30 protein-coding genes are annotated in these 26569 nt (G+C 70.3%); 11 read left to right on the forward strand and 19 right to left on the reverse strand.

Features of this window, described 5'->3' with window-relative positions; all coding sequences use genetic code 11:
• Nucleotides 1-96 precede the first annotated feature (96 nt).
• Entirely contained in the window at nt 97-1683 is a 1587-nt protein-coding gene (dacB, locus tag GAS53_RS13105; RefSeq protein ID WP_151477698.1) for a D-alanyl-D-alanine carboxypeptidase/D-alanyl-D-alanine endopeptidase, read from the reverse strand.
• A gap of 79 nt (nt 1684-1762) precedes the next feature.
• Here dacB and GAS53_RS13110 point away from each other — a divergent pair, with 79 nt between their 5' ends.
• Both GAS53_RS13110 and GAS53_RS13115 read left to right on the forward strand, forming a co-directional pair.
• Nucleotides 1763-2254, forward strand: a complete 492-nt coding sequence (locus GAS53_RS13110; protein ID WP_033321679.1) for an inorganic diphosphatase — start codon at nt 1763-1765, stop codon at nt 2252-2254.
• 104 nt (nt 2255-2358) lie between these two features.
• Complete coding sequence (locus GAS53_RS13115; protein ID WP_151477699.1) at nt 2359-3996, forward strand: threonine/serine exporter family protein; 1638 nt, start codon at nt 2359-2361, stop codon at nt 3994-3996.
• 156 nt (nt 3997-4152) lie between these two features.
• Here GAS53_RS13115 and GAS53_RS13120 read toward each other — a convergent pair whose 3' ends face one another.
• The gene (locus GAS53_RS13120) at nt 4153-5148 is read right to left on the reverse strand and encodes a DedA family protein (RefSeq protein ID WP_151477700.1); all 996 of its coding nucleotides are present in this window, start codon (nt 5146-5148) and stop codon (nt 4153-4155) included.
• Nucleotides 5149-5290: 142 nt separating this feature from the next.
• Here GAS53_RS13120 and GAS53_RS13125 point away from each other — a divergent pair, with 142 nt between their 5' ends.
• Entirely contained in the window at nt 5291-5656 is a 366-nt protein-coding gene (locus GAS53_RS13125; RefSeq protein WP_151477701.1) for a YbjQ family protein, read from the forward strand.
• 61 nt (nt 5657-5717) lie between these two features.
• Here GAS53_RS13125 and GAS53_RS13130 read toward each other — a convergent pair whose 3' ends face one another.
• The gene (locus GAS53_RS13130) at nt 5718-6479 is read right to left on the reverse strand and encodes a MerR family transcriptional regulator (RefSeq protein WP_151477702.1); all 762 of its coding nucleotides are present in this window, start codon (nt 6477-6479) and stop codon (nt 5718-5720) included.
• 180 nt (nt 6480-6659) lie between these two features.
• On the opposite strand from GAS53_RS13130, the gene GAS53_RS13135 reads away from it, so the two are divergent.
• Entirely contained in the window at nt 6660-8066 is a 1407-nt protein-coding gene (locus GAS53_RS13135; protein WP_151477703.1) for a glutamate decarboxylase, read from the forward strand.
• A 38-nt stretch (nt 8067-8104) separates the two neighbouring features.
• Here GAS53_RS13135 and GAS53_RS13140 read toward each other — a convergent pair whose 3' ends face one another.
• From GAS53_RS13140 to GAS53_RS13170, 7 genes are all read right to left on the reverse strand, one after another.
• On the reverse strand, nt 8105-9343 hold the full coding sequence (locus GAS53_RS13140) for a WD40/YVTN/BNR-like repeat-containing protein (RefSeq protein ID WP_151477704.1): 1239 nt from the start codon (nt 9341-9343) through the stop codon (nt 8105-8107).
• Between the two features lie 343 nt (nt 9344-9686).
• The gene (locus GAS53_RS13145) at nt 9687-10448 is read right to left on the reverse strand and encodes an ABC transporter permease (RefSeq protein WP_225858894.1); all 762 of its coding nucleotides are present in this window, start codon (nt 10446-10448) and stop codon (nt 9687-9689) included.
• Nucleotides 10445-11410, reverse strand: coding sequence for an ATP-binding cassette domain-containing protein (locus GAS53_RS13150; protein ID WP_151477705.1), 966 nt, complete (start codon nt 11408-11410; stop codon nt 10445-10447). The genes GAS53_RS13145 and GAS53_RS13150 overlap by 4 nt, the downstream gene beginning before the upstream one ends.
• 186 nt (nt 11411-11596) lie before the next feature.
• The gene (locus GAS53_RS13155) at nt 11597-12238 is read right to left on the reverse strand and encodes a PadR family transcriptional regulator (protein ID WP_151477706.1); all 642 of its coding nucleotides are present in this window, start codon (nt 12236-12238) and stop codon (nt 11597-11599) included.
• 43 nt (nt 12239-12281) lie between these two features.
• Nucleotides 12282-12830 carry a DinB family protein gene (locus GAS53_RS13160; RefSeq protein ID WP_151477707.1) on the reverse strand — a complete coding sequence of 183 codons (549 nt, stop codon included), beginning with the start codon at nt 12828-12830 and terminating at the stop codon, nt 12282-12284.
• Nucleotides 12831-12976: 146 nt separating this feature from the next.
• Nucleotides 12977-14437, reverse strand: a complete 1461-nt coding sequence (locus GAS53_RS13165; RefSeq protein ID WP_151477708.1) for an aldehyde dehydrogenase family protein — start codon at nt 14435-14437, stop codon at nt 12977-12979.
• A 119-nt stretch (nt 14438-14556) separates the two neighbouring features.
• Complete coding sequence (locus tag GAS53_RS13170) at nt 14557-15381, reverse strand: helix-turn-helix domain-containing protein (protein ID WP_151477814.1); 825 nt, start codon at nt 15379-15381, stop codon at nt 14557-14559.
• A 344-nt stretch (nt 15382-15725) separates the two neighbouring features.
• Between GAS53_RS13170 and GAS53_RS13180 the strand changes: the two genes are divergently transcribed.
• Nucleotides 15726-16223, forward strand: coding sequence for an ATP-binding protein (locus GAS53_RS13180; protein ID WP_192583088.1), 498 nt, complete (start codon nt 15726-15728; stop codon nt 16221-16223).
• A 168-nt stretch (nt 16224-16391) separates the two neighbouring features.
• Here the strand turns inward: GAS53_RS13180 and GAS53_RS13185 are convergent, their stop codons facing one another.
• From GAS53_RS13185 to rpmG, 8 genes are all read right to left on the reverse strand, one after another.
• Nucleotides 16392-16610 (reverse strand): DUF397 domain-containing protein, encoded by a 219-nt coding sequence (locus GAS53_RS13185; protein ID WP_151477816.1) that lies wholly within the window; start codon nt 16608-16610, stop codon nt 16392-16394.
• Between the two features lie 175 nt (nt 16611-16785).
• The gene (locus GAS53_RS13195; RefSeq protein ID WP_151477711.1) at nt 16786-17361 is read right to left on the reverse strand and encodes an SRPBCC family protein; all 576 of its coding nucleotides are present in this window, start codon (nt 17359-17361) and stop codon (nt 16786-16788) included.
• Nucleotides 17358-17702 carry an ArsR/SmtB family transcription factor gene (locus GAS53_RS13200; protein ID WP_151477712.1) on the reverse strand — a complete coding sequence of 115 codons (345 nt, stop codon included), beginning with the start codon at nt 17700-17702 and terminating at the stop codon, nt 17358-17360. Before GAS53_RS13200 ends, GAS53_RS13195 begins: the two co-directional genes overlap by 4 nt.
• 7 nt (nt 17703-17709) lie before the next feature.
• Complete coding sequence (locus GAS53_RS13205) at nt 17710-18084, reverse strand: VOC family protein (RefSeq protein WP_151477713.1); 375 nt, start codon at nt 18082-18084, stop codon at nt 17710-17712.
• A gap of 67 nt (nt 18085-18151) precedes the next feature.
• The gene (rpsR, locus tag GAS53_RS13210; RefSeq protein WP_151477714.1) at nt 18152-18394 is read right to left on the reverse strand and encodes a 30S ribosomal protein S18; all 243 of its coding nucleotides are present in this window, start codon (nt 18392-18394) and stop codon (nt 18152-18154) included.
• A gap of 3 nt (nt 18395-18397) precedes the next feature.
• Nucleotides 18398-19717, reverse strand: a complete 1320-nt coding sequence (locus GAS53_RS13215; RefSeq protein WP_151477715.1) for a GTP-binding protein — start codon at nt 19715-19717, stop codon at nt 18398-18400.
• Nucleotides 19717-19983: a type B 50S ribosomal protein L31 gene (locus tag GAS53_RS13220; protein ID WP_151477716.1), complete on the reverse strand. Its 267-nt coding sequence runs from the start codon at nt 19981-19983 to the stop codon at nt 19717-19719. Before GAS53_RS13220 ends, GAS53_RS13215 begins: the two co-directional genes overlap by 1 nt.
• A gap of 5 nt (nt 19984-19988) precedes the next feature.
• Nucleotides 19989-20153: a 50S ribosomal protein L33 gene (rpmG, locus tag GAS53_RS13225; RefSeq protein WP_151477717.1), complete on the reverse strand. Its 165-nt coding sequence runs from the start codon at nt 20151-20153 to the stop codon at nt 19989-19991.
• Nucleotides 20154-20217: 64 nt separating this feature from the next.
• On the opposite strand from rpmG, the gene rpmB reads away from it, so the two are divergent.
• The 4 genes from rpmB to GAS53_RS13245 all read left to right on the forward strand — a co-directional run bounded on the left by rpmB (nt 20218) and on the right by GAS53_RS13245 (nt 22229).
• Nucleotides 20218-20454, forward strand: coding sequence for a 50S ribosomal protein L28 (rpmB, locus tag GAS53_RS13230; protein WP_151477718.1), 237 nt, complete (start codon nt 20218-20220; stop codon nt 20452-20454).
• Complete coding sequence (gene rpsN / locus GAS53_RS13235) at nt 20454-20759, forward strand: 30S ribosomal protein S14 (protein ID WP_151477719.1); 306 nt, start codon at nt 20454-20456, stop codon at nt 20757-20759. The genes rpmB and rpsN overlap by 1 nt, the downstream gene beginning before the upstream one ends.
• A 100-nt stretch (nt 20760-20859) precedes the next feature.
• Nucleotides 20860-21378, forward strand: coding sequence for a hypothetical protein (locus tag GAS53_RS13240; RefSeq protein WP_151477720.1), 519 nt, complete (start codon nt 20860-20862; stop codon nt 21376-21378).
• Between the two features lie 302 nt (nt 21379-21680).
• Nucleotides 21681-22229, forward strand: coding sequence for a DUF4232 domain-containing protein (locus GAS53_RS13245; RefSeq protein WP_151477721.1), 549 nt, complete (start codon nt 21681-21683; stop codon nt 22227-22229).
• A 34-nt stretch (nt 22230-22263) separates the two neighbouring features.
• Here the strand turns inward: GAS53_RS13245 and GAS53_RS13250 are convergent, their stop codons facing one another.
• Entirely contained in the window at nt 22264-23442 is a 1179-nt protein-coding gene (locus tag GAS53_RS13250; RefSeq protein WP_151477722.1) for a DUF2786 domain-containing protein, read from the reverse strand.
• 129 nt (nt 23443-23571) lie between these two features.
• On the opposite strand from GAS53_RS13250, the gene GAS53_RS13255 reads away from it, so the two are divergent.
• Both GAS53_RS13255 and GAS53_RS13260 read left to right on the forward strand, forming a co-directional pair.
• Nucleotides 23572-24297 carry an ABC transporter ATP-binding protein gene (locus GAS53_RS13255; RefSeq protein WP_151477723.1) on the forward strand — a complete coding sequence of 242 codons (726 nt, stop codon included), beginning with the start codon at nt 23572-23574 and terminating at the stop codon, nt 24295-24297.
• Complete coding sequence (locus tag GAS53_RS13260) at nt 24291-26558, forward strand: ABC transporter permease (RefSeq protein ID WP_225858895.1); 2268 nt, start codon at nt 24291-24293, stop codon at nt 26556-26558. Before GAS53_RS13255 ends, GAS53_RS13260 begins: the two co-directional genes overlap by 7 nt.
• The last annotated feature ends 11 nt before the right edge of the window (nt 26559-26569 follow it).

Here is a 26569-nt window from a genome sequence, read left to right on the forward strand (position 1 = left end):
TTCCCTTGTGGAGAAAGTGCGGGTCGAGTGTGGCTGATCGCGCAGTTCCCCGCGCCCCTGAGCGGGGCGCCCCTTACGGGGCGCGCCCCCGCATGCTCAGTTGCAGCCGCAGGACGCCAGTGTTGATGCCAGGCGGTCCAGGGTCTGCTGGGTCGCCGTTGGGTCCATGGGGCGGTTGGAGGAGGTCAGGAAGGCGAAGGCGAGGAGGCGGCCGTCGGTGTCGACGACCGTGCCTGCCAGGGTGTGTACGCCGGTCAGGGTGCCCGTCTTGGCGCGTACGACTCCGGTGCCGGGCTGGTCGGCGTAACGCTTGCTGAGGGTGCCGGTGAAACCGGCCACCGGGAGGCCGGTGAGGGCCGGGCGGAGGTCCGGGTGGGCGGGGTCGGCTGCCTTGGCGAGCAGAGCGGTGAGCAGGTCCGCGGTGAGCTTGTCGGCGCGGTTCAGACCGCTGCCGTCCGCGAACTCGACGCCCTTCAGGGGCAGGCCGAGCTTCTTCAGCTGCTTACGGATTCCCGCGGAGCCGCCCTTGAAGCTCGCCTGTTCGCCGGAGGCGAGGGCGGTCTGGCGGGCCAGGGCCTCGGCGATGTCGTTGTCGCTGTTGGTCAGCATGCGCTCGACCAGGGCGGACAGGGGCGGTGACTCGACGGTGGCGAGGGGCTTGGCGCGGTCGGTCGCCTTGGAGGGGCCGGGGGTTGTGGTCTTGATGCCGCGGTCCTTCAGCAGGTCCGCGAACTTCCTCGCCGCGTCGGCCGCCGGGTCCTCGCTGCGGTCCGCGGTGCCGCTGGAGGAGTCGTCGAGGCGGCCCTCGTCGGCCATCAGGGCGGTGACCGGGGCGAGGTTGCCGTTGTCTGGGCCGATGGGGTGCGCGGCGGAGCCCTCGTACAGCGAGGTGTCGTACGAGAGCGTCACCTCGGCGGTCTTGCGGGCCTTGAGGGCGCGGGCGGTGTCGTCGGCGAGGGTGCGCAGACTCGCGTTGCCGGCCGCGTCCTTGCGGGCGGTCAGCGTGGGGTCGCCGCCGCCGACGAGGACGAGCTCCCCGGTGTCGGGTTCGAGGGCCGTACGCGTCGCGATGCGGTGGTCGGCGCCCGCCGCGGAGAGGACCGCGACGGCCGTGGCGATCTTCGTGGTGGAGGCCGGCGTCAGCGCGTCGTCCGCGCCCTTGCCGTACAGGCGCTTGCCGGTGGTCATGTCGACGACGGCGGCCGAACGTTCGGAGCCCAGCGAGGCGTCGCCCAGGAGCGGCCCGAGGACGTCGGCGAGGGCCTTCTCCGTGGGCGACGGACCGGAACCGACGGACCGGCCCAGTCCGGTGAGCACGGACGCCGCGCTGGGTGCGGGCGCCGGCGCCTTTCCGGATGTACCGGACACATGACCGTGATCTGCGCCACCTGCGCGCTCCCGCGATGCGGCCCAGTCGCGCTCCGCCGTACGCTGACCGGTGGAGTCCCAGGGCCCGGCCGCAGTGACCACGGTGGCCGCCACGACGAGTCCGAGGGTGGCGGAGCCCGCCGTGAACTGCACGGTCGACGGCCGCGTGACCAGCGGCTTCACGGCTCCCGCAGCCCGGACGAGCGGTGGCTTCACTGCTCCCACGGCCCGTACGAGTTGAGGTCTCACGGATCGCGCGACCCGCACCACATGCGGTCTCGCGGCCCGCCAAGCCTTCAGCTCTGGCACGACCACCAGCCCCTTTCGCGATCACACACCTGCGTGAGGGACACTTAACCACCAGAACTATGTGCTGATCATGGAGGAGCCACCGGTGGAGTTCGACGTCACGATCGAGATTCCGAAGGGTTCGCGGAACAAGTACGAGGTGGACCACGAGACCGGTCGGATCCGCCTGGACCGTCGCCTCTTCACCTCGACCAGCTACCCGGCCGACTACGGCTTCGTCGAGAACACCCTCGGCGAGGACGGCGACCCGCTGGACGCCCTCGTCATCCTGGACGAGCCGACCTTCCCCGGCTGCCTCATCCAGTGCCGCACGATCGGCATGTTCCGTATGACGGACGAGGCCGGCGGCGACGACAAGCTGCTGTGCGTGCCGGCGCACGACCCGCGCGTGGAGCACCTGCGGGACATCCACCACGTGTCGGAGTTCGACCGCCTGGAGATCCAGCACTTCTTCGAGGTCTACAAGGACCTGGAGCCCGGCAAGTCCGTCGAGGGTGCCAACTGGGTGGGCCGCACGGACGCCGAGGCCGAGATCGAGCGGTCGTACAAGCGCTTCAAGGAGACGGGCGGTCACTGAGCCTCTGTGACCTGCGGGCCGTGCGATCCTACTGGGTGGCGCGGCCCGTTCGTCTGTCAGTGCGCATACTGAGGCGTACTGGAGGTGCGAGTCGGGAGTAGCTGGTGACGGAGCCGGAGGCGGAAGACCGCAAGCCGCAGTCGGACGAGGCGAGGAGCGCTTTCCAGCCACCGCCAGGTGTGGCCCCGGCGCTGGAGGACGAATCGCAGACGACGTCGGAGTTCGCGATTCCCGAGGGGCTCGCGCCGCCCGAGCCGCCGACGACGGAGCCCGAGGGCTCGGCCTTCAATACCCCACGGACGTATCGCGCCCCCACGTTCACCCCGCCGATGGGGATACCGCAGGTCAACCTCACCAAGGACGTTCCCTGGCAGGACCGGATGCGCACGATGCTGCGTATGCCGGTCGCCGAGCGGCCCGTGCCCGAGACCGTGCAGAAGACGGAGGACGAGGGTCCGGCCGTCCCGCGCGTGCTCGACCTGACCCTGCGTATCGGGGAGTTGCTGCTCGCGGGCGGAGAAGGCGCCGAGGACGTGGAGGCGGCGATGTTCGCCGTCTGCCGCTCGTACGGCCTGGACCGCTGCGAGCCGAACGTCACCTTCACGCTGCTTTCCATCTCGTACCAGCCGTCGCTGGTCGACGATCCGGTGACCGCCTCGCGGACCGTACGCCGCCGGGGAACCGACTACACGCGGCTCTCAGCCGTGTTCCGGCTCGTCGACGACATCAGCGACGACGAGACCGAGGTCTCCCTGGAGGAGGCCTACCGGCGGCTCGCGGAGATCCGCCGCAACCGGCACCCGTACAACGGCTGGGTGCTGAGCGGGGCCTCCGGCCTCCTCGCGGGCGGAGCCTCCATGCTCGTCGGCGGTGGACTGGTCGTCTTCGTGGCGGCCGCCCTCGGCGCGCTGCTGGGCGACCGGCTGGCGTGGCTGTGCTCGGGGCGCGGACTTCCGGAGTTCTACCAGTTCACGGTGGCCGCGATGCCGCCCGCCGCGATCGGGGTCGCGCTCACGCTCGCGGACGTCGACGTGCGCGCGTCCGCGGTGATCACCGGTGGTCTCTTCGCGCTGATGCCCGGGCGGGCGCTGGTGGCGGGCGTGCAGGACGGTCTGACCGGCTACTACATCACCGCGGCGGCCCGCCTCCTGGAGGTCATGTACCTCTTCGTGGGCGTCGTCATCGGTGTCCTCGTGGCCTTGTACTTCGGTGTGAAGCTGGGCGTCGAGCTGAATCCGGACGCGGCGCTGCTGTTCGCCGAGCGGCCGGTGCTGCAGATCGCCGCGTCGATGCTGCTGACGCTCGCCTTCGCGGTGCTGCTCCAGCAGGAACGATCCACCGTGCTGATCGTGACCCTCAACGGCGGGGTGGCGTGGAGCGTGTACGGGGCGATGCACTACGCGGGCGGGATCTCGCCGGTCGCCTCGACGGCCGTCGCCGCCGGTCTGGTGGGCCTGTTCGGGCAGCTCCTGTCGCGCTACCGGTTCGCGTCCGCGCTCCCGTTCACGACCGCCGCGATCGGGCCGCTGCTGCCCGGTTCGGCCACGTACTTCGGGCTGCTCGCGATCGCCCAGAACGACGTCGACGCGGGGCTGGTGTCCCTCACCAAGGCCGCCGCCCTCGCGATGGCGATCGCGATCGGCGTGAACCTGGGGTCCGAGATCTCCCGCATGTTCCTGCGGCTACCGGGAGCGACCAGCTCGGCGGGGCGCCGCGCGGCCAAGCGGACGCGCGGGTTCTGAGGTACGGGTTCGTTCGTGGGCGGCTGAGATCGTGGGTGGCTACGGTCTCGTGGCCGAGTGCCGGTCAGTTGTGGCTGATCGCGCCCACGCGGCGGAGCCGCAAATGTCACAGCCCCGCGCCCCTTTCGGGGGCGAGTTCCGGTTGGCCTGAGTCGGTCAGTTCTGCGGATAGTCCTGGCCGTACGGGTAGCCCTGGTTCTGCTGCGGGTACTGCTGGTTCTGGCCCTGGGGGTACTGGCCCTGCTGGGGGTACTGCTGGCCCTGCGGATAGCCCTGGGGGTACTGCTGGGCGTACTGGTCCTGCGGGTAGCCGTAGGGCTGGTCCGAACCGTAGGGCTGGTCCGAGGGGTAGGGCTGGTCCGAGGCGTAGGGCTGTTGCTGGTACTGCTGGCCGTGGCCGTTGTTGCCGTAGTGCTGGTTCTGGTCGTCCTGGTGGGCCGGCGGTACGCGGCGCAGTTGGGTCGTCTGGTCGTCCATGACGGGGGCCGTCGGGGGGGCGTGGGCCGCCGGGGTCTGCGGCGGGTTCTTCTTGGACTTACTCCGGGCCCGCATGAACTCGATGATGATCGGGACCACCGAGAGGAGGACGATCAGGATCAGGATCGACTCGATGTGCTTGTTGACGAAGTCGATCTTGCCGAGCCAGGAGCCGAGCAGCGTGACGCCCGCGCCCCAGAGGATGCCGCCGATGACGTTGAACGTGAGGAACGAGCGGTACTTCATGCCGCTGACGCCGGCGATGATCGGCGTGAACGTGCGCACGATGGGCACGAAACGGGCCAGCACCAGCGACTTCGGGCCGTACTTCTCGAAGAACTCGTGGGCCTTGACCACGTTCTCCTGTTTGAAGAGGCGTGAGTCCGGGCGGGTGAAGAGCGCCGGGCCGACCTTCTTGCCGAACATGTAGCCCGCCTGGTCGCCGAGGATCGCGGCGATACAGATCAGGACGACGGCCGCCCACAGCGGGAAGTCCAGCTGGTCCGACGTGATCAGCAGACCCGCCGTGAACAGCAGGGAGTCGCCCGGCAGGAAGAAGCCGATGAGCAGGCCCGACTCGGCGAAGACGATCAGGAGCAGCCCCCAGATCCCGAACGAGTCGAGCAGGTAGTCCGGATCCAACCAGCTTGGACCGAGGGCAAGCGTCGTTGTCACGGTTCCGGACTCCTGAGGGGTGGTGGATACGGCGTCGGGCGAAGGTGTAGCCGACCAAAGTTATCAACGCAGCATGAAGTGACCAGGTTCCACCGACTCCTACAGGATGCACTGTGCCCCGACTGGGACAAAGCTGTGAGCCATGGGAATCGAAGAGTACGGGGGCGGCCAAGGCCCTCAGTCGGATGTGCTGGTCGTGACGACGAACGACGTGCCCGGCTACCGGATCGAGCAGGTCATCGGTGAGGTCTTCGGGCTGACCGTGCGGTCCCGGCACCTCGGCAGCCAGATCGGCGCGGGCCTGAAGTCGATGATCGGCGGCGAGTTGAAGGGCCTCACCAAGACGCTGGTGGAGACCCGCAACCAGGCGATGGAACGGCTCGTCGAGCAGGCCCGGGTGCGGGGCGCCAACGGTGTGCTGATGTTCCGCTTCGACGTGACCGAGGCCGCGGACGTGGGCACGGAGGTGTGCGCGTACGGCACAGCCGTGGTGCTGGTCAAGGAGTAGAGCGGTAACCCGGTAAGGGGTGCCCGCCAGGGCAGGCACCCCTTACCGACATGCTTCACCATCAGGCTCCGTGCCGCGCGGCGTTCGCAAGGAACGCCACGCGCAGATAGGCCGCGAGGCCGGGCCTGATCTGCTCGAAGGTGGATGCGAACCGCTCGTCGGCGACATACATCTCGCCGAGGCCGGTGTGGATCTCGTACGTGCAGTCGTAGAAGTTCCGGCTGATCTGCTGCCGGTGCTGCTCGGCGAGTTCCATCGCCGACTCGGAGTCCGGGGCGACGCCGGCGTCCATGAGCGCGGCGAAGGCGTTGGTGTTCCCGTTGCCCTCGGCCTTGATCCGCAGCCAGTCCTCCTTCGTGTACGTGGCGGCCCTGCGCTGGGACTCCCGGTACGGTTCGCCGTCGCCCCAGCGGCGCCGGGCCTCCTCCTCGTACTGGTCCGGGTCGTACTCCCCGAAGACCTCGAACTTCTCCTCGGGCGTGAGGTTGATGCCCATCTTGCGTGCCTCCATGGCGTGCTCCACGGCCGCGGCCATCTTCTGCAGCTTCTCGATCCGGGCGGTCAGCAGCTCGTGCTGGCGGCGCAGATGCGCGCGCGGGTCCGCCTCCGGGTCGTCGAGCAGGGCCGCGACCTCGTCGAGCGGAAAGCCGAGCTCCCGGTAGAACAGGATCTGCTGCAGCCGGTCGAGGTCGACGTCGCTGTAACGCCGGTGGCCCGCGTGGCTGCGCTCGCTCGGTACGAGCAGCTCGATCTCGTCGTAGTGGTGCAGCGTCCGCACCGTCACCCCGGCGAAACCGGCGACCTGTCCCACGGAGTAGCTCATCGCCTCCGCTCCCTCCTTTTCGGTACGCACCTCAGGCTGAGCCCTCACGCCACGTGAGGTGCAAGCCCGAATTCACCGGGCGCCGTGTCGGTTTTACCCGCTTATGACGGGGTGGTGGCCCACCATGGAAACCCGATCCCCCCGCCGGAGACCCGACGACCCCACCGACCCGGAGGCACCATGCCGCTCCACACCGGCCCCGAGAAGCCCGACGAGCGTCCGTCGGCCGTCAACCCCTTCTACGGGGAGGCGAATCCGGTCGGCGGTATGACCGAGGCCCCGCCCCAGCACCGGCTGCCGGACGGGCCGCTGCCACCCACCACCGCATATCAGCTCGTGCACGACGAACTGATGCTGGACGGCAACTCCCGCCTCAACCTCGCCACCTTCGTCACCACCTGGATGGAGCCGCAGGCCGGGGTGCTGATGGGCGAGTGCCGGGACAAGAACATGATCGACAAGGACGAGTATCCGCGCACGGCCGAGCTGGAGCGGCGGTGTGTGGCGATGCTCGCCGATCTGTGGAACGCGCCGGATCCGGCGGCCGCTGTGGGCTGTTCGACGACGGGGTCCAGCGAGGCGTGCATGCTCGCGGGTATGGCGCTCAAGCGGCGCTGGGCCCAGCGCAATGCCGACCGGTATCCGGGGGCCCGCCCCAATCTCGTCATGGGCGTCAATGTGCAGGTCTGCTGGGAGAAGTTCTGCAACTTCTGGGAGGTCGAGGCGCGCCAAGTGCCCATGGAGGGCGACCGGTTCCACCTCGATCCGCAGGCCGCCGCCGAGCTGTGCGACGAGAACACCATCGGCGTCGTCGGCATCCTCGGTTCCACCTTCGACGGGTCGTACGAACCGATCGCCGAACTCTGCGCCGCGCTCGACGCGTTGCAGTCGCGCACGGGGCTGGACATCCCGGTCCATGTGGACGGCGCCTCCGGTGCGATGGTCGCTCCCTTCCTCGACGAGGACCTGGTCTGGGACTTCCGGCTGCCGCGCGTCGCCTCCATCAACACCTCGGGACACAAATACGGCCTGGTCTACCCGGGAGTGGGCTGGGCGCTGTGGCGCTCGGCCGCCGAGCTGCCGGACGAACTGGTCTTCCGCGTCAACTACTTGGGCGGCGACATGCCGACCTTCGCGCTCAACTTCTCCCGGCCGGGGGCGCAGGTCGTGGCGCAGTACTACACATTCCTGCGGCTGGGCCGCGAAGGCTACCGGGTCGTGCAGCGGGCAACGAGGGATGTCGCCCAGGAACTCGCCGAGCGGATCGAGGCGCTCGGCGACTTCCATCTCCTCACCCGGGGCGATCAGTTGCCGGTATTTGCCTTTACGACCGCTCCGCACGTCACCGCGTACGACGTCTTCGACGTGTCCCGGCGCATGCGTGAGCGGGGCTGGCTGCTGCCCGCGTACACCTTCCCCGCGAACCGGGAGGACCTGTCCGTGCTGCGGGTGGTGTGCCGCAACGGATTCTCGGCCGACCTCGCCCAGCTGTTCGTGGAGGACCTGGACCGGCTGCTGCCCGAACTGCGCCGACAGCCTTATCCGCTGACGCGGGACAAGGAGGCGGCGACCGGGTTCCATCACTGAGGCGTCAGGCCACCTGGACTCGGCGTAGACCCCCGCCGTCAGTCTCCGTCCCCCAGCTCGAACGAGTGCCAGTGGATGCCGTCGGCGGATATCCGGAAGCTCCCGTTTCCGAAACTGTCCGTCCCCAGGAAGCCGAGTGGGGTCACGCTCACCGCGCCCACGGGGTATCGCGCACCGCTGCTGGCCCGCTCGAACGTACGGGCGCCGTCTGTGCTGCGCCAAAGGCCGTCCTGGCCGTGGACGGTGAGGCTCCCGTCGGCGGCAGGCACCAGGTCTCCGACGAGGGAGCGCGGTTCCACGCCTTTGCGGTGCTTCCAGATCCGCTGCCAGGTGTGGCCGGCGTCGGCGCTGCGGTGGATGGTCTGCAGTCCGTTCTTCACGGTCTCGTCCTCGGGCAACTCGCCCGTCTGCACGGCATACAGCGTGCCTCCCGCCGCTGTCACGCGCACGGACGATCCCGGATCGGCCCCAGGCAGCGGAGTCGTCCTCCAGGTGCGGCCCCGGTCCTCGCTGGCGGCGAGCAGCGGCACGCCCGATCCCTGCTCCTCGGCGGAGGCGAAGAGCAGCGTCCTCGCCGTCCCGCTCGCCGGAGGAGCGGACCCGCTCTCCTTGCCGCCTTCGGTTCCGCTGTCCGTGAGGGCGACCTCCCCCGCCGGACCCACCACGCCCTTGAGCATCGGCTGCGTGGCCAGCACCCGGAACTCCCCGGTGTCGGGCATCACGACGAGCAGCCGGGCCCGCGCACAGTAGCTGTTGTCCTCCAGCACCTCCACGCACTCCCGGACCAGCGCCCCTCCCTCGGGCACCACTGGAATCGTCCCCGACGGCTTCTCGGACCCGGTCCGCCAGGTGCGCCCGCCGTCACCTGTGAACCAGGTGCGGTGCGTCGGCGGCCACACTCCCTCGGTGATCAGCGCCCGGCCGGGGCCCAGCCCCATGAGCCCCACCGTGATGCCGAGGTCGCCCGTCACGTCCGGCAGCGGTGAGCGCACGGGCCGCCAGGCTTCGGCGCCTTGGTCCAGCACAGCCACGCTCTGCCGGCAGCGCTTCTCACCGCACTGCGCGAAGAGCGCGAACCCGCTGCCGTCCGCCGCGAAGACGACGCCGGCCGGGCTGCCCGGCAGCTGGGGCGCCGAAGGGATGCGGGGAGGTGCCGCCCCCGCCGGAACGGGATCGGCCGACGACCGCGAGGGCCGTGACGCCCCGTCCCCTCCCGCATCCGCCTCGGCGCACGCCCCCAGCACCGCCAACATGCCCAGCACGGCGGCGAGGACCACCCCGGCCCTCCCCCTCGGCCCCGATCCCGGCCCCGACCCCGACCACCCCATGGAATCCCCCATCAGCGACGAACCGATGTCCCGGCGCGCTGCCCACGCAGCGTCTGCTTCTGGTACACCGCTCGCCGCGATCGGGTTCCCATTTCCCGGCAGCGACTTTTCCGCTCGGCGACTGTCCACTTCTTCCGCCGGGCGACTATCCGCTTCCGCCCGGCGCCCTCCCGCGCCCGCGACGCCGGCGACCGTCCCGCCGACGCCCGACCGGCTCAGCCCGCGCTCACCCCGGCCCGCTCGGCCGACGCCCCTACTTGCTCAGCTACATGCTCAGCGCCCCGAAGCTCAGCTACTTGCTCAGCGCCCCGAACCTCCGTACCGCGAGCGGGAAGAACACCGCCAGCAGCGCCAACGGCCAGGCCACCGCGGCCCAGACGTGTCCCGGCTCGCCGCCCGGCCCGCCGAACAGGTCCCGTACGGCCGTGGCTGTCTGCGACATCGGGTTCCACTCGACAACCGTGCCCAGCCAGCCCGGCATGGACTCCGGGGTCGCGAAGGCATTGGACAGGAAGCCGACCGGCCAGACCAGGATCTGCACGGCCTGCACCATCTCCGGCTTCCCGGCCACCATCGCCAGCTGGATGCCGATCCACAGCATCGCGAACCGGAACAGCAGGAGCAGCCCCACGGCCCCCATGAAGGCCCCGAAGCCCCCGTGCGCGCGCCAGCCGATCGCGTACCCGACCCCGATCAGTACGGCCAGGCCGAGCGCCGACTGGAGCATGTCGGCGACCGAACGGCCCACCAGAACCGCTCCGTTGGCCATAGGCATCGACCGGAAGCGGTCGATCACCCCCTTGTTGAGGTCCTGGGTGACCGCCAGCATCGTGCCCTCCAGGCCGAAGGCCATGGTCAGCGCGAGCATGCCGGGCACCAGGAAGTCGACGTAGTCGCCTTCGAGGCCCCGGCCACCGCCGATCAGATAGCCGAACATCAGCAGCAGCATCACCGGGAAGACCAGGGCGACCAGGACCTGGACCGGCTGCCGCGCCCAGTGGGCGAGTTCGCGGCGGGTCATGGTCCAGGAATCACTCAGCGCGTACGTGGTCACACGGCCTCCCCGACATGGTCGTGAACACGGTCGTCCCCTCCGGTGAGGTGCAGGAACACCTCGTCCAGCGTCGGCCGCCGCAGGGCGACGTCCTCCGCCTCGATCCCGGCCTCCTCCAGGGCCCGTACGACCCCGGAGAGCGCCCCCATGCGGTCGGTGACCGGAGCGCTCAGCAGACGCCGGTCGGCGTCCACCGAGACCTCCGGTTTGGGCAGCGGCAACAGGGCCACCGCGGCGCCCAGTTGGCCCCCGTCCCGCAGCACCACGTCGATCCGGTCGCCGCCCGTCAGGGCCTTCAGTTCGTTCGCCGTGCCGTCCGCGATGACCCTCCCCTGGTCGACGACCGAGATGCGGTGGGCGAGCTGGTCCGCCTCCTCCAGGTACTGCGTGGTCAGCAGTACGGTCGTGCCGCCGCCGACCAGGGAACGCACCGCGTCCCACACCTCCGCGCGGCCGCGTGGGTCGAGGCCCGTCGTCGGCTCGTCCAGGAAGAGCACCTCCGGTTCCGTGATGAGCGAGGCCGCGAGGTCCAGGCGGCGCCGCATGCCGCCGCTGTACTCCTTGACCGCCTTGCGGCCCGTGTCCGCGAGACCGAAACGCTCCAGGAGCTCGTCGGCCCGCACGCGCGCGTGGCGGGCGCCCAGGTGGTAGAGGCGACCGAACATCTCCAGGTTCTGCCGTCCGCCGAGTTCCTCGTCGAGCGCCGCGTGCTGGCCGAGCAGTCCGATGCGAAAGCGCACCTCGTGCGCGTCGCTCACCACGTCGTGCCCTGCCACCTCGACCCGGCCCTCGTCGGGCCGCAGCAGGGTGGACAGGATCCGGACCAGCGTCGTCTTGCCCGCGCCGTTGGGCCCGAGCACCCCGTGCACCGTGCCGCGCCCGACCGTCAGGTCGAGTCCGTCCAGCGCATGCTTGTCCCCGTACCGCTTCCGTACGCCCTCGACGACGATCGCGTCGGTCATCGGGCTCCTCTCATTCCGAGTAATCAAACTTGACTACCAGCTACCAACGAAGCGTATGCCCGCCAGGACGATTAGTCAAACTTGATGAGTCGAGAAGTCGGTCAGGCCGTCGAGGAGCCACTCAGGCCGCGGAGCCACTCGGACAGAGCAGCCGCTCAGGCCGAGGGACGAGGGACGAGCGCAGACTCAGCTCGCATCCCCCGGATGCTTCTCCCCCGTCGCGTACGGGTTCTCCTCGCCCTCCACCAGCACTCCCACGAACGGCTCCCCCTCGCCCGCGAAGGTGTAGGCGCCATCCTTGATCCGCTCGATCAAGCCCCGGGTCCACTCGGCGCCGGTGTCGGCGGAGGTGACCCAGAAATTCATGATCTCGCCGATGTGGCCGAGCTGTTCGGGGCCGTCCTCGGGCGTGTAGTGCTCGGTGACGGCCGCGCGCCACGCCTCGATGGAGCGCACACGCTCCTCGAGGAGTTCGAGGGCCTCCCCGCGCTCCAGGTCCACCATGAAACCGAGCGCGGCTGAGAGGATGTCCGGCTTCTGGTCGTACGCGGTCAGGGATCCGCGCAGGAGCGTGAAGTACTCCTCCGTGCCCTTCTCCGTGATCTCGTACTCCGTGCGGGGCGGGCCGCCGGCCGTGGAGGGCGCGATCTCGTGGGCGAGCAGCAGGCCGTGCTTCGCCATCTGCTTGAGCGCGTGGTAGATCGAGCCCGGCTTGGCGTTGGACCACTCGTGTGCGCCCCAGTACTCCAGGTCGTTGCGCACCTGGTAGCCGTGGGCCCGGCCGTGCTGGCGTACGGCGCCGAGCACGAGGAGACGGATCGCTGACATGCGGTCCAGCGTATGACCCGCCTCCCCGGGGCCGGGTGGCGCCTCACCCCCAGGAGTCGCCCTGCGCCTGGGCGATGAGCTCGAAGGCCGTCTTCCCGTCCAGGGACTCGCGGATGATGTCGGCGTGGCCGGCGTGCCGGGCCATCTCCGCGATCAGCCGGAGCATCAGCCAGCGCATCGACACGGCCTCGTCGTCCGGGAACCACGGTGCATCGGGCAGCGGGAAGGTGTCGTTCAGGCTGGGTACGGACCGGATGAAGTCCTCGGTCTGCCGGGCGACCTTGTCCCAGTAGGTGAGCATCGACTCGACGGTCTCGTCGCCGGTCAGCTGGAAGCTGTGGCCCCAGTCTTCCTCGGAGCGCTGGACGTCGGGTGCCACCTGCTGGGCCCGCGACAGCCAGCCCTGCTCGGTCTCCGCGACGTGCTTGAGCAGCCCGGAGAGGGAGAGTTCGCTGGCACTCGGACGGGTAGCGGCCTGCTCGTCGGTCAGACCCAGCAGCGTCCGGCGGATGCCCCCGCGCTGCTCGTCCAGGAAGGCGAGCAGCGCGCCGCGCTCGTCGCCGTGGGCCTCTGCGTGCACGTGCATGACCATGGGAGCCGCCTTTCGTGGATGCCGTTCGTTCTCGACACCCACGAAGCTACGCACCCTTGCGGTCAGCTTCTGTCCGCAAGGGTCCGCCACAGCCGAAGAAACCTGAGGAGGTCCGGAAGCGGCCCGGAACACGCCCGGAACGAGACTCAGAACGGGAAGAAGCTGCGCCCGTGCTGCACCGAGATCCACTTCTGCGTGGTGAACGCCTCGACCGTCGCCTCGCCGTTCAGGCGGCCGATGCCCGAGGACTTCTCGCCGCCGAAGGCGACCAGCGGCTCGTCGTGCACGGTGCCGTCGTTCACATGGAACATGCCCGTGTCGATCTGCTTGGCGAAGGAGACACCGCGCTCGACGTCGGCGGTGTGCACGGCGCCGCTCAGTCCGTACGGGGTGTCGTTGACGATCCGTACGGCCTCCTCCTCGCCGTCGAACGGGACGAGGAGTGCGACGGGGCCGAAGATCTCCTGCTGGAGGATGGCCGAGTCGGCGGGCAGGCCGGTCAGGACGGTCGGCTCGACGAGGTTGTCGGTGGTGGCGCCGTGCACGAGGGCGGTGGCGCCCTCGGCGATCGCCTGGTCCACGGTGCTCGAAAGGGCGTCCGCCTGCGAGGAGTTGATGACCGGGCCGATGACGGTCTGCGGGTCGCGCGGGTCGCCGGACTTCAGCGTCTTGACCTTGGCGACGAACTTCTCGGTGAACTCCGCCTCGATCGAGCGGTCCACGAGAACGCGGTTCGCGGCCATGCAGACCTGGCCCTGGTGCACGTACCGGCTGAAGACCGCGGCGTCCACGGCGTAGTCGATGTCCGCGTCGTCCAGGACCACCAGCGCGCTGTTGCCGCCGAGTTCGAGGACGGAGCGCTTGAAGTTCGAGGCGCAGACCGTGGCCACGTGGCGGCCGACCTTGTCGGAGCCGGTGAAGGAGATGACCTTCGGGATCGGGTGCTCGATGAAGGCGTCGCCGATCTCCGCGATGTCGGTGATCACAACGTTGAGCAGACCGGCCGGCAGGCCCGCGTCCTCGAAGACCTTGGCGACCAGGGCACCGCCGACGACCGGTGTGTTCTGGTGCGGCTTGAGGACCACGCCGTTGCCGAGGGCCAGCGCGGGCGCCACGGACTTCAGCGACAGCAGGAACGGGAAGTTGAAGGGGCTGATCACACCGACGACGCCGACCGGGACGAGGTAGAGGCGGTTCTCCTTGCCGTCGACCGGCGAAGGGATGATCTTGCCCTCGGGCCGCAGCGCCAGGTTGATCGACTCGCGCAGGAACTCCTTGGCGAGGTGCAGTTCGAAGCCGGCCTTCAGATGCGTACCGCCGAGCTCCGCGATGATCGCCTCGGTGATCTCCTGCTCGCGCTCCTCGATGATCCGCAGCGCCTTCTCGAACACCCCGCGACGCGCGTACGGGTTCGTCGCGGCCCATTCCTTCTGGGCGCGGGCGGCGGCCCGGTAGGCCTCATCCACCTCGTCGACCGTGGCTATCGTGATCGACGCCAGCTTCTCACCGTCGTACGGATTGAAGTCGATGATGTCCCAGGAGCCGGTACCCGGGCGCCACTCGCCGTCGATGTACTGCTGGGCCAGGTCGGTGAAGTAGGACGACATGTGCTCCCTCAATCCCTTGCTGCCGCAGCAGACATCCGGTTGATCATCTTCACGGTCTGATCACACGTCATCGTACTGGTGTGTCAAGGGAGTTGGAGCGGTCCTCAGGAGAGCGGTCCTCAGGAGAGTTGCAGCAGCCCCCTGAGCAAGTCGCGGCTCTCGTCGGGGCCCGGACTGTCCTGCTGCAGTTCCTTCATCGCCTTCTCGTACTGGGCGACGTCCTCGCGCTTGTCCAGATACAGCGCGCTGGTGAGCTGCTCCAGGTAGACGACGTCGGACAGGTCGGACTCGGGGAAGCTGAGCACCGTGAAGGCTCCGCTCTCGCCCGCGTGCCCGCCGAAGCTGAACGGCATGACCTGAAGCCGCACGTTCGGGCGCTGCGAGACGTCGATGAGGTGCTGGAGCTGACCCCGCATCACACTCCGGTCGCCGTACGGGCGCCGGAGCGCGGCCTCGTCGAGTACGACGTGGAACTCCGGGGCGCTCTCGGACACCAGGTACTTCTGGCGCTCCAGGCGCAGCGCCACACGCCGCTCGATGTCCGCCTCGCTCGAGCCCTTCATGCCACGGGCGACGACCGCGTGCGCGTACGCCTCGGTCTGCAACAGGCCGTGCACGAACTGGACTTCGTACGAGCGGATCAGGGACGCGGCGCCCTCCAGGCCGACGTACGTCGGGAACCAGCTGGGCAGGACGTCGGAGTAACTGTGCCACCAGCCCGCGACGTTGGCCTCCTTGGCGAGAGAGAGCAGCGAGTTGCGCTCCGCCTCGTCGGCGATCCCGTAGAGCGTCAGCAGATCCTCGACGTCTCTCGTCTTGAAGCTCACCCGGCCCAACTCCATACGGCTGATCTTCGATTCGGAGGCGCGGATCGAGTAACCGGCCTTCTCCCGGGTGATCCCGCGCGACTCCCGCAGCCGCCTCAGGTGAGAGCCGAGCAGCATGCGCCGTACCACCGATCCCGACTCCTGCGCGCTCACGTTCGTCCGCCTCCCCAACCCGTCCTCAAGGGCCGCAGTCTGCCACTAAATCACTCCAAGCAGTACTCGTTCGATTACAGAAACGGCAAGGTTTCAATGAGGACACACAGGAATCGGCAAGGAGAAGACAAGCCAGACACAGAAAAGCGGCAGGAAGACGGCGGAAAAAATGACCAAGAAGCGGTATGGGAAGGTCCAATTCGGGCGCGTGCACGTGCATCTGCCCTTGCATCTGCCGAACGCTTTCGGAACGATGGTCTCGCGCCACCGCTGCATCGCAACGACCGCGAACCCCGGGAGTGCCTCGCATGGGGACGAATGGATCGACCATGCTCGAGCCGTTACGGCAGGGGCTTCCGCCACTGGACCCCGCGGCCGTGTCCAACGCCGCCTCCTGCGCCCTGCCGCCCCGCTATGAAGCGGTGCGCGACGCACGGCAGTTCACCCGCCGCACACTGGACCAGTGGGACGTCGGCAACCGCTTCGACGATGTCTGTCTGGTGGTCTCGGAACTCGTCACCAACGCACTGCGGCACGCGCTGCCCGCGGACACTCCGCGGCCGGCCGATCAGGATCCGCCCGTGCGGCTGCACTTGATGCGGTGGACCGAGAGACTCGTGTGCGCGGTGCGCGACCCCAGCCACGACAGTCCTGTCGCGGGCGACTCCGACGACTTCTCGGCGGAGTCGGGACGCGGCCTGTTCCTGGTCGACTCGTTCGCGGACAGCTGGGGGTGGCATCCGCTCGCCGGCACGCTCAACGGCAAGGTCGTGTGGGCGCTGTTCAGGCTGCCGCCTGCGGCGTGAGGAACCGCGGCGCTTTTTCGGGCCGCGGTTCTACGCGCGTTACGTTCTGTCTGCCGCCCGAACGCTTTCAGTGAGCGGTCCGCGAAGGGAACTCCTGGAGAGAGCGAGCGCCCCGCGTGGCCCCGGGGGGCCGGCCGGTCAGCCCGCTGTCAGCCGGAAGGCCGCCGGTCAGCCCGCTATCAGGTGGTCGAACTCGCCGTCCTTGATGCCCAGGAGCATGGCCTCTATCTCGGCGCGCGTGTAGACGAGGGCCGGCCCGTCGGGGAAGCGCGAGTTGCGCACCGCCACCTCGCCGCCGGGCAGCCTGGCGAACTCCACGCAGGAGCCCTGCGAGTTGCTGTGCCTGCTCTTCTGCCAGGCCGCCCCACGCAGCTCCGTGGCAGCCATGCCGTTGTACACGTCGTGGTCCACAGGTCGCTCCCCGGTGGTGCATTGGCGTCTGTTGCCAGTGATGCGGTGGTGGTCAACTGCCCGGATCATAGCCGTCTTCACATGCGGATGCATGGGCAGATGCACGTGCACGGGGGGTGGTCCTCCGATTACAACTTCGACGGTCGAAGCGCTAAAACCGTTCCAGTGCCTGTCCCAGAGCCCGCATCACATGCGACCTCCAGCCCCCGTCCATGATCTTCCGCGCCATCATCTGTGCCGGGTCGTCCGGATCGAACCCTTCGTGCACTAGGAAGAGACGCGTTCCGCGCCCTTCCTGTTCCAGGGTCCAAGTGATGGTCCAGTCCGCGGAGTTCGCGGGATCGGGGTCCGCCCAGCGGAGGCTGAGCGTCCGGCAGGTCTCGTATGCGAGGACCTCGACGTCGACCGTGCCGGAGAAGTTGGAGTTGGGGCGCGGCACCGACGTCATCGTGTACCGGTGCCCCACTTCGAGCCGGAAGTGCTCGGCCCCCTGCATCTGCCACTGCACGAGCAGCTCGGGCTCGGTGAGCGCACGCCAGACCTTGGCAGGCGGGTGGGGCAGGAACTGGTCGACGCGGACGGTGGTGAGGTCGTCGTCCGCCGCGCCGGAGGCTTGGCCACCGAAGTCCTGACCACCGGGGTCGTGGTCACTGCGATTGTGGTCACCGGGGTCGTGGTCACCACGGTCACGGTCACCGGGGTCGTGCGGATGCGGTTCGGGACTCATGTCTCGCCATCGTCGGGCATGCGGTCCAGCAGATCACTCAGCCCCTTGAGCCTGTCGCGCCAGAACCGCTCGTACGGATGGAGCCAGTCCTGCACCTCGGCGAGCGGCTGGGCCTCCAGCTGGTAGATCCGCTGCCGCCCGGAGCGTTCCTCGGAGACGAGGCCGGCCTCTCGGAGCACCTTGAGGTGCTCCGAGAGGCTCGGGCGGCGCATGTCGAAGTGGTCGGCCAACGCCTGTACCGGCTGCGGGCCCTCGTCCCGCAGCAGGCGCAGCACCTCACGGCGAGTGGCGTTGGCGAGCGCGGCGAAGACGCGGTCCTCGCGCGCCCCGGTCGTGGTCATGGTGCGGTCAGAAACCTTCCTTCTCCGTGAGCAGCATCAGACCGTTGCCGTCCGGGTCCCGGAAGCCGGCCATCCGGCCCCACGGGAGGTCGTCCGGCCCGTCGACCTGGACCCCGGCGGCCGCGAGCCGCGCGCAGTCCGCGTCGACGTCGGTCGTGAGCAACATGATCCCCCGGGTCTCACCCTGCGTAAAACCGCCCATCCCCGGGCCGGACAGCGTGAACACGGTCTGCGCGCCCGCGGGCGCCACCTGGAGCCACCGCCCCTGCGGCATGTCCAGGTCCGCGGTGACCTCGAAGCCGAGCACATCCGTGTAGAAGCGCAGGGCCCGGTCCTGGTCGGCGACGGGGAGGGTGACGAATGAAGCGTGAGTGATGTTCATGCGGACACGATAGGTAGGAGATTCCCTACGCGTCAAACGTAGGGAATCTCCTACCTATGCGGAGCCCTCAGCGGCTGGAGCTGGAGTACGGCAGCAGGGCCATCTCCCGCGCGTTCTTGATCGCGCGGGCCAGCAGGCGCTGCTGCTGGGCGCTCACGCGGGTGACCCGGCGGCTGCGGATCTTGCCGCGGTCGGAGATGAACTTCCTGAGGAGGTCCGTGTCCTTGTAGTCGATGTACGTGATCTTGGCCGCGTCCAGCGGATTGGGACGAGACGAGGGCTTGCGGTCGCGGTCGGGCTTGCGGGGCATGGGTCAGACCTCCAGGAGGCTGTCGAAGGCGGGCGGGAGCTGTTTCCAGGCGGTGCGGCCGGCGGCGTACTCCGCGTCGGTCAACAGGCAGGACTCCAGGAGCAGTTCGAGCCCGTCGCGGTCAAGACCGGGTGACGTGAAGACGAGGTGCTGGCAGCAGTCGCCGTGCTCCGGGTGCCAGTCGAGCGCGGCCGCGGCACGGCGTACCGGCGGCACCATCTCCCACGCTGCGTCCGGCAGGGAGGCCAGCCAGGGTCCGGTGCTCTCCACGCACAGGGCGCCGCCGGCCGCGTCCCAGTGCAGCAGCGTGTCCGGCCGGTCCGCGAGCCAGAACCGGCCACGGCTGCGTGCCGCCGCGCAGGTCAGGTCCTCCAGCGCCTCGTACAGCCGCTCCGGGTGGAACGGCCGGCGCCGATGCCATACGAGCGTGGAGACCCCGCACTCGTCCGCCTCGGCCGGCAACAGCGCACAGGCCGGATGCTGAGCGGCGGCCGCCGCCTCCACGTCGAACCCGGCGAAGGCGGCCTCCGCGAGCGCAGACCTCGGGGTCTGCGGGCGCATATCTCCGGGGCCGGGGATTTCCGGGCCGGTGGCTCCCGGAACCGCAGCTCCCGGTCCGGGAACCTCTGGGCCCTCAGACCCTGAGCCCACGGACCCCGGCTCCGTGAAACCCGATCCGCCGGGCCCGGACGCCGCGAACCAGGCGTCCCAGCCCTCCGGGCCCGCCAAGTCGCCGTGGCCGATCGGGACTTGGCGGGCGGTCGGGTGGAGCTGGGACAGCAGCGCGCGGTCCTCGTCGTCGGCATCCGGGGAGTCGGCGAGGGCCAGTACGGGGGCGTACTCCAGCTGGCGGGCGAAGGTGTCGGCGATGGTGCGCTGGTCGGTGGCGGCCGCGGCGAGGCCCGCGTCGGCGAGGTCGTCGCCGTTGCCGAGGTAGGGGAGTACCAGGGCGGGGTCGACCGCGGTGATCACGCCGGTCAGGCGGAGCCCCGCGCCCGCGACCACCTCGGCCATCGCCTTCGGCTCGACCGAGTCCCACAGTTCGACGACCGCGAGCCTCGTCACCCCGTCCTCCGCGAGCCGCTCCAGCTCAGGGACCAGGTCCTCGCGCAGGGCGCAGCACGCGCAGTCGTTGACGAGCGGGGCCTCGCCCGCGGAGACGATGCCGGTGCGGTCGCGGACGGTGCGAACGACCGTGCCCTGCACCGCCGTCGCGAGGTCGTGGTGCAGCGCGACCGCCCCCGGGACCTCCGCGAGCAGCCGCTCTACGGCCGCCGCACGCGCGTCGGCGTGCAGCCCGCCCACGATGGCGACGGACAGCATCAGCGCTCCCCGCGCTTGCCGACGCCCTTGCCGAACCGCCGCTCGAAGCGCTCCACGCGGCCCGCCGTGTCCAGTACGCGGGCCGTCCCCGTGTAGAAGGGGTGGCTCACGTTCGAGATCTCGACGTCGACGACCGGGTACGTGTTGCCGTCCTCCCACTCGATCGTCTTCTCGCTCGTCATGGTCGAGCGGGTCAGGAAGGCGTGGTTCGCGGCCCGGTCCCGGAAGACGACAGGACCGTACGCCGGGTGGATTCCCTCACGCATGGTGCTCAGCGCTCCTCTCGGAAGTCGACGTGCCGGCCGGCGACCGGGTCGAACTTGCGCAGGACCATCCGGTCGGGGTCGTTACGGCGGTTCTTGCGGGTGACGTACGTGTAGCCGGTCCCGGCCGTGGACCGGAGCTTGATGACCGGGCGGAGTTCATTGCGTGCCATGTGGCTAGTATATGAAAACGGATCCCATTATCGATAGCGAAAAGTAGAGAGGTTCGTCACTCACATGTCCGCGCACTGCATGCTGACCGGGGCCCAGCCGGGCTTCGGCAACAACATCTCCCACTCGCACCGGCGTACGTCACGCCGCTTCGACCCCAACATCCAGAGCAAGCGCTACTGGGTGCCGAGCGAAGGCCGGTACGTACGGCTGAAGCTGAGCACGAAGGGGATCAAGACCGTCGACACGATCGGCGTCGAGGCGGCCGTGGCCCGGATCCGGGCCCGTGGGGTGAAGGTCTGATGGCCAAGAAGAGCAAGATCGCGAAGAACGAGAAGCGCCAGGTGATCGTCGCCCGGTACGCCGAGCGGCGGGCCGAGCTGAAGGAGATCATCCGTAAGCCGTCCACGCCGGACGCCGAACGGGCCGCCGCCCGGCGGGAGTTGGAGCGGCAGCCGCGTGACGCCAGCGCCACGCGCGTACGCAACCGGGACAGTGTGGACGGGCGGCCGCGCGGGTATCTGCGGACCTTCGGGCTCTCGCGGGTGAATCTGCGGGAGCAGGCGCACAAGGGGTTCCTGCCAGGGGTCCGCAAGTCGTCCTGGTAGCGCCGGAAGCGCTTGAGGACTGGCCTGATAGCTTGCTGCGGTCGTTCCGGCGACACCGGTGACACCGGCGACCTGTACGGCCAGACCCTTGGGGGCTTCAGTGACTTCGGCGACCTTCTCGCGCAGGCAGGCGCGGATCGCGGCCGCGGCGGCGGGGCTGGCGGCCGCGCTCGTCCTGACGACCGGCTGCAGCAGTGACGACGGGGGCGGCGGGGACGACTCGCCCTCCGCGACCGGCCCGGCGCCGACCGAGTCGGCGGACACCGGCGGCGGCTCGGGCGACTCCGGCGGGAGTACGGCCGAGGCCGGCGCGCTGGAGGGCAGCTGGCTGGCCACCAAGGGCGGCAAGGCCGTGGCACTGGTGATCACCGGTGAGCAGGCCGGGCTGTTCTCGACGGGCGGGTCCGTGTGCAGCGGCACCGCCAAGGAAGCCTCGGGCATGCAGATGATCGCGCTGAAGTGCTCCGACGGGAACAAGGACCGGGCCGAGGGCATGGTCGACTCCGTCGACTCCAAGACCATGAAGGTCACGTGGGAGGGCTTCGGCGAGGAAACGTATACGAAGGCGGAGGGCGGGAAGCTGCCGTCCGGGCTGCCTACGGCGAGCCTGGGCTCCTAGCCGACGATTCACATCACCGGCTGAGGATTCACTTCACCGGTTCACATCGCCGGTTCACGTCGCCGGTTCACCTCCACGATTCACGTCAACGGGCCGTGGAATCCCCCGGGTTCCGCGGTCCGTCCGGCTTGTCGGGGGCCGTCCGGCTTGCCGGGGGGGGGACCATCGGGTCGGGTGCGGATTGTTGTGGGCCGGTCGCGCCCGCCCGGCGGGGCCGCATGATGATCTACGAGCACCGCAGTGAGCCCGACGGCCCAGCGGTGCGACCCCGGAAGCACGACCCAAGAGGCCAGAGGAAATCCATGCGCGCCCTGCCGATCGCTGTCACCGCCCTCGCGGCGGCCCTCACCCTGACCCTGACCGCCTGCGAGGACGACGGCAGCGGTGACGGTGACAAGGAGCCCACCAAGTCCGCGGCACCGGCCGACTCCACCGCCTGCAAGGCCGACCAGCTCGGCAGACAGGTCGCCGCCAACGAGGCCCCGGCCGCCGGCGACACCGGAAACGTCTCCGTGACCCTCACCAACCGTTCCGGCGCCGACTGCACCCTGGAGGGCTTCGCCGGCGTCGACCTGTACGCGGGCGGCACCTCACGGACCGTCCCCGCCGAGGAGGGCGCGCAGCCGGAGAAGCTGACGGTCAAGCCGGACGAGACGGCGAGCTTCACGATCACCTACGTACGAGGGCCCGCGGGCGACACCGAGAACAGCGCCGCCGTGAAGACCGTGAAGTTCAGCCTGCCCGGTGCGGGCGACGACCTGTCCTTCGCCTGGGAGTACGGCGAGGTCGCCCTGCGGAGCGAGAGCGAGCCGGACGCTTCCGTGAGCCCGTTCCAGCGCGCCGGCGACTGAGTCACCGGGCTGTCCCGGCAATCCAGCCATCCCGTTATCGCAGCGGCGGCCGCGCCCTCACCTGTGCCCGGTCCGCCGCCGCGGCCCCTTCCTCCCACCCGGCCGCGTCGTTCACCCCGCGCATCCGGGTCGTGACCGTGTCGGGGAACATCCGCTCCATCTCGTCCGCGACCGCCACGTCACGGGCCGCGAGAACCGGCAGCAACTCCCCTTCCGTGGCCGTCACCTGCCCCTCGGCCGCGTCCGCCAGCCGGTCGCCGATCCGATGCGCGTACGCGGCGAGGAACGACTGCCGGAAGGACTTCGTACGCTTCCTGCCGCCGGCTCTCTGGGCCGCCTCCGCCTTCGTCATGGCGGCCGTGGCCTGCACGAGGAGCGAGGTGTAGAGGAGCTCGACCGCCTCCAGGTCGGGTTCGAAGCCGACGACGGTCGAGAAGCCGAGGGCCTCGTTCCACACCGCGCGGCAGCGGTTCGCCCCGGCCACCGCGTCGAGGAGTACCGCCTTGGCCGTCTCGTACGGCGGGTCGACGCCGATCCGGCAGGCGCCGGGGGCGTCCTTGGCGTGCGTACGGGCCGCGAGCAGTGCCTCGTCGATGCTGTGCCGCGCCATCAGCTCCTGCGCCTTCGCGCTGAGCGCCTCAGCCTCCTCCGGGAACCCGGTCGCCTCGGCTTTGGCGAGCAGCGCGCGGATGCGGGTGAGCATGCGGGAGTGCTGCGGGGCGTCGGCGGTCCCTTTCGGGCCGTGCGGTACGTGTGCGTCCAGTGGCTCGATGGTGGGCAGGCGGAGCAGCAGCCGGTACAGCTCCAGTACGGCGGTGGCGTGCGAGAAGCGGTCGGGGCGGGGTGCCAGAGCCTGAGCCTGTGCCCCCGCCCCCGCCCCCGCCTCGGCGTCCAGCTCCGCGAGCTGCGCCGCCCAGCGCGGGCCCTTCGCCTGCCCGGGCTGCCGGTTCCTGCCCGCCTCGGCGAGGATCAGCTCCGACACCAGGCGTACGTGAACGTCGTCCAGCTCGCGCCGCACGATCCGTACGACATCGGCGGGCTGCCAGCCGCGACGCCAGGCCGCGGCGACGAACTCCTCGCCGCGGCGGGCGAGTTCGGCGTCGGACGCCGGGTCGGCGGCGAGCATCGAGGCGCCCGTGTCGAGGGCCGCGTCGGAGTCGGCGTAGAGGGCGGCCTCGAAGGCGCGCTCCACGGTGCTGGACGTACTACTCATTCCTCGATCGTGTCATGGGCCTGCGGTCGGCCCGGGGACGCCCTGGCCTGGCTGGTATGGCCGGCCCTACCCCGGGGACGCCCCCTGCTGGTCGTGTGCGGGCGGCCCGCGGACGGTTCGCTGGAGGGCATGACGACCACAGCCGTACGTATCCGATCCCTGCGCCGCCATTACGGTGCCGTCGCCGCCCTGGACGGGGTCGACCTCGACTTCGCCGCCGGGACCTTCACGGCCGTGATGGGGCCTTCGGGGTCGGGAAAGTCGACCTTGCTGCAGTGTGCGGCCGGTCTTGACCGGCCGACGTCCGGGACGGTGGCCGTCGACGGGATCGAGCTGGGCGGGCTGAGCGAGCGTCGGCTGACGCTGCTGCGGCGGGAGCGGATCGGGTTCGTCTTCCAGGCGTTCAACCTGCTGCCGTCGCTGACGGCCGCGCGGAACGTGGCGCTGCCGCTGCGCCTGGCCGGCCGCCGGCCCTCGCGCGCGGCGGTGCGGGAGGCGCTGGAGCGGGTCGGCCTCGCCGACCGCGCCGGGCACCGGCCGTCGCAGTTGTCGGGCGGGCAGCAGCAACGGGTCGCGCTCGCGCGGGCGCTGTTCACGCGCCCCGCCGTGCTGTTCGCGGACGAGCCGACGGGTGCGCTGGACACGGCGACGAGCCGTCAGGTTCTTTCGCTGCTACGGGATTTGGTGGATCGAGAAGGCCAGACGACGGTCATGGTCACGCACGATCCGGTGGCCGCCTCGTACGCCGACCGGGTCCTCTTCCTGGTCGACGGCCGGGTGAGCGGTGAGCTGACCGGGCCGTCAGCCGAGCGGGTCGCCGCGCGCATGACGGAGCTGGAGGGCGTGCCGTGCTGAGTCTGCGGCCGCCCCGCCTGTCGTCGTTGCGCGCCCGGTGGGCGTCCTTCGCCGGTTCCTTCGTTGCCGTCGCGCTGGGGGTGGGTGTGATGACGGCGATGGGCCTCGGGCTCGCCGCCTCCCTCGACGCGCCTTCGCGCCCGCCGGAGCGGCTCGCGTCGTCGCCCGTCGTCGTGATGGGGCGGGACACGCTCACGGTGGAGGTGCGGCGGGGGCCCGGGACCGCACAGGTGTCCAAGCCGTTGGCTCATCCACACCCTGTGGACAGTCAACTGCTGGACAGGCTGAGCGAGTTGGGTCCCGTACGTCAGGACGGCGACCGGCGCGACGCGGCCGGCGTGGACGCGCCCGCGGCGGCCGTGCGGAAGGTCGTGCGCGAGGTGGCCGGTGGCCGCGCCCGCGTCCTGACCGGCGACGCGCGCCGCCTCGCCGACCCGACGACCGAGCGGGACGCCGAGGCACTGGTCGCGGTGAACTCGCTGCTGGGGACGGCCGCCGGGGTCTCCGCCTTCGTGTCGGTCTTCGTGACGGCGTCGACCTTCGCCTTCGTCGTGGCGCTGCGGCGACGGGAGTTCGGGCTGCTGCGGATGGCCGGGGCCACGCCCGGGCAGGTACGGCGACTGCTGCTCGGGGAGGCGGTGGCGGTCGGGGTCCTGGCGTCGGCGGTCGGGTGTGCGCTGGGTTCTTGGAGTGCGCCTCGGCTGGCGCGGGCGTTGGTGGACAGCGGGGTGGCTCCGCCGTGGTTCGCGGTCGACGGCTCGTCGCTCTCGCAGTGGCCGTATCAAGTGGCGTTCTGGACCGGGGTGTTGGTCGCGCTGTCGGGTGCGTGGGCCGCGTCGCGGCGGGCCGGGCGGATCGGGCCGGTCGAGGCGTTGCGCGAAGCGTCCGTGGACACCGGGGTGATGCCGTGGTCACGGCGGATCGTCGGGGCGGGGCTGCTGGCGGGCGGACTCGGGCTGCTGGGCTGGATGTTGTGGTCGGACCCGTCCGCCCTGCTGAAGCGGAAGACGTACACGACCCAGCCGATGCTCCTCGTGACCGCCGTCGCCGCGCTCGCGCCCGTTCTGGTCCGTCCGGTCGTACGACTCCTCCGGCTGCCCGGCGCCACCGGAATGCTGATCCGCGAGAACGCGGGCGCCTCGATGCGACGTACGGCCGCCGTGGCGGCGCCCGTGCTGCTGACCGTCGCGCTGGCGGGGTCGTTGCTGGGGGCGGCGGGGACGGTTTCGGGGGCGAAGGCGGAGGAGATACGGGAGCGGACCCGGGCCGATCTCGTGGTCACGGGTGAGGAGTTGAAGACGGGAGGCGCCGTGCGAACGGCGGGCGCGACGCGAACGGCGGGCGTGGTGCGAACAGCGGGCGCGGTGCGAGCGGCACGCGCCGCCGGGGCCACCGTCGCCGGGTCCGCCCCGACCGCGGTCTTCGTACGGGAGGAGGAGACCGCGCTCATACGGTCCGAAGCGCGGGCCGTGACGGATGTGGCGGCCTTCGCCGCCGTGTCCCGACTGCCGGTCGTGGACGGGGACATACGCGATCTCGACGACCGGTCGATCGTCGTGAACGAGGAGTGGGAACGGCACGAGGTCGGTTCGGTCGTCTCCGTCTGGCTGGGCGACGGGCGGCCGGCCCGGCTGCGTGTCGCGGCGGTGCTGGCGCGCGGGACCGGGGACAACGGGGCGTACGTGACGATGGCGAACGCCCGGGGTGCGGTGGTCGACCGGCTGGAGGTACGGGTCCCTCCGGGGGTGGGGCAGGGTGATCGGGCGCATCAGTCACATCAAGCACATGAAGCGCATCGGGCTGAGGTTGCCGCGGCGCTGCGGAGTTCCGGTGGGACCGTGCAGTCGGCGGAGGAGTGGGTCTCCTCCGTACGGCCTCGGACCGGGGCGCAGACCCGGCTCGGCTTGTTCGTCGTGCTCGGCATCGCCCTTGTGTACGCCGGGATCTCGCTGGCCGGGACCCTGCTGATGGCCACGTCGGCCCGAGGGACCGAGCTGCGGTCGCTGCGGCTGGCCGGGGCCACGCGGGGGCAGGTGCTGCGGGTGGTCGCCGGGGAGTCGGTGGTCGGGGTCTGCGTGGGGGTGCTGCTCGGCGGCGCGGTCACGGCGGTGAACCTCGCCGGGCTGTGCGTCGCCCTTGGGCGGTTGTCGGCGCCGGTGGGGGTTGCGGTGCCGTGGGACGTGGTGGGGGCGTGCGTGGGGGTCTGTGTGGTGGTGGGGGTGGGGGCTTCGGGGGCGGGGGCCTGGCGCGGGGTCAGGTGACTCCGCGGTCC

The sequence above is a fragment of the Streptomyces albicerus genome (assembly GCF_008905045.1).
GTDB classification, from domain to species: Bacteria; Actinomycetota; Actinomycetes; order Streptomycetales; family Streptomycetaceae; genus Streptomyces; species Streptomyces albicerus.

Excerpts from the sequence above, each read along its gene's own strand:
- rpmG (WP_151477717.1), bottom strand. The coding sequence starts at position 20,153 with ATGGCACGCAATGAACTCCGCCCGGTCATCAAGCTCCGGTCCACGGCC.
- rpsR (WP_151477714.1), bottom strand. The coding sequence starts at position 18,394 with ATGCCCCGCAAGCCCGACCGCGACCGCAAGCCCTCGTCTCGTCCCAAT.
- GAS53_RS13125 (WP_151477701.1), top strand. The coding sequence starts at position 5,291 with ATGGGAATCGAAGAGTACGGGGGCGGCCAAGGCCCTCAGTCGGATGTG.
- GAS53_RS13195 (WP_151477711.1), bottom strand. The coding sequence starts at position 17,361 with ATGAGTCCCGAACCGCATCCGCACGACCCCGGTGACCGTGACCGTGGT.
- GAS53_RS13255 (WP_151477723.1), top strand. The coding sequence starts at position 23,572 with ATGACGACCACAGCCGTACGTATCCGATCCCTGCGCCGCCATTACGGT.
- GAS53_RS13220 (WP_151477716.1), bottom strand. The coding sequence starts at position 19,983 with ATGCGTGAGGGAATCCACCCGGCGTACGGTCCTGTCGTCTTCCGGGAC.
- GAS53_RS13205 (WP_151477713.1), bottom strand. The coding sequence starts at position 18,084 with ATGAACATCACTCACGCTTCATTCGTCACCCTCCCCGTCGCCGACCAG.
- GAS53_RS13215 (WP_151477715.1), bottom strand. The coding sequence starts at position 19,717 with ATGCTGTCCGTCGCCATCGTGGGCGGGCTGCACGCCGACGCGCGTGCG.
- GAS53_RS13135 (WP_151477703.1), top strand. The coding sequence starts at position 6,660 with ATGCCGCTCCACACCGGCCCCGAGAAGCCCGACGAGCGTCCGTCGGCC.
- GAS53_RS13250 (WP_151477722.1), bottom strand. The coding sequence starts at position 23,442 with ATGAGTAGTACGTCCAGCACCGTGGAGCGCGCCTTCGAGGCCGCCCTC.
- GAS53_RS13180 (WP_192583088.1), top strand. The coding sequence starts at position 15,726 with ATGGGGACGAATGGATCGACCATGCTCGAGCCGTTACGGCAGGGGCTT.
- GAS53_RS13200 (WP_151477712.1), bottom strand. The coding sequence starts at position 17,702 with ATGACCACGACCGGGGCGCGCGAGGACCGCGTCTTCGCCGCGCTCGCC.
- GAS53_RS13185 (WP_151477816.1), bottom strand. The coding sequence starts at position 16,610 with ATGGCTGCCACGGAGCTGCGTGGGGCGGCCTGGCAGAAGAGCAGGCAC.
- GAS53_RS13155 (WP_151477706.1), bottom strand. The coding sequence starts at position 12,238 with ATGTCAGCGATCCGTCTCCTCGTGCTCGGCGCCGTACGCCAGCACGGC.
- GAS53_RS13245 (WP_151477721.1), top strand. The coding sequence starts at position 21,681 with ATGCGCGCCCTGCCGATCGCTGTCACCGCCCTCGCGGCGGCCCTCACC.
- GAS53_RS13165 (WP_151477708.1), bottom strand. The coding sequence starts at position 14,437 with ATGTCGTCCTACTTCACCGACCTGGCCCAGCAGTACATCGACGGCGAG.
- GAS53_RS13150 (WP_151477705.1), bottom strand. The coding sequence starts at position 11,410 with ATGACCGACGCGATCGTCGTCGAGGGCGTACGGAAGCGGTACGGGGAC.
- GAS53_RS13160 (WP_151477707.1), bottom strand. The coding sequence starts at position 12,830 with ATGGTCATGCACGTGCACGCAGAGGCCCACGGCGACGAGCGCGGCGCG.
- rpsN (WP_151477719.1), top strand. The coding sequence starts at position 20,454 with ATGGCCAAGAAGAGCAAGATCGCGAAGAACGAGAAGCGCCAGGTGATC.
- GAS53_RS13130 (WP_151477702.1), bottom strand. The coding sequence starts at position 6,479 with ATGAGCTACTCCGTGGGACAGGTCGCCGGTTTCGCCGGGGTGACGGTG.
- rpmB (WP_151477718.1), top strand. The coding sequence starts at position 20,218 with ATGTCCGCGCACTGCATGCTGACCGGGGCCCAGCCGGGCTTCGGCAAC.
- GAS53_RS13170 (WP_151477814.1), bottom strand. The coding sequence starts at position 15,381 with ATGCTGCTCGGCTCTCACCTGAGGCGGCTGCGGGAGTCGCGCGGGATC.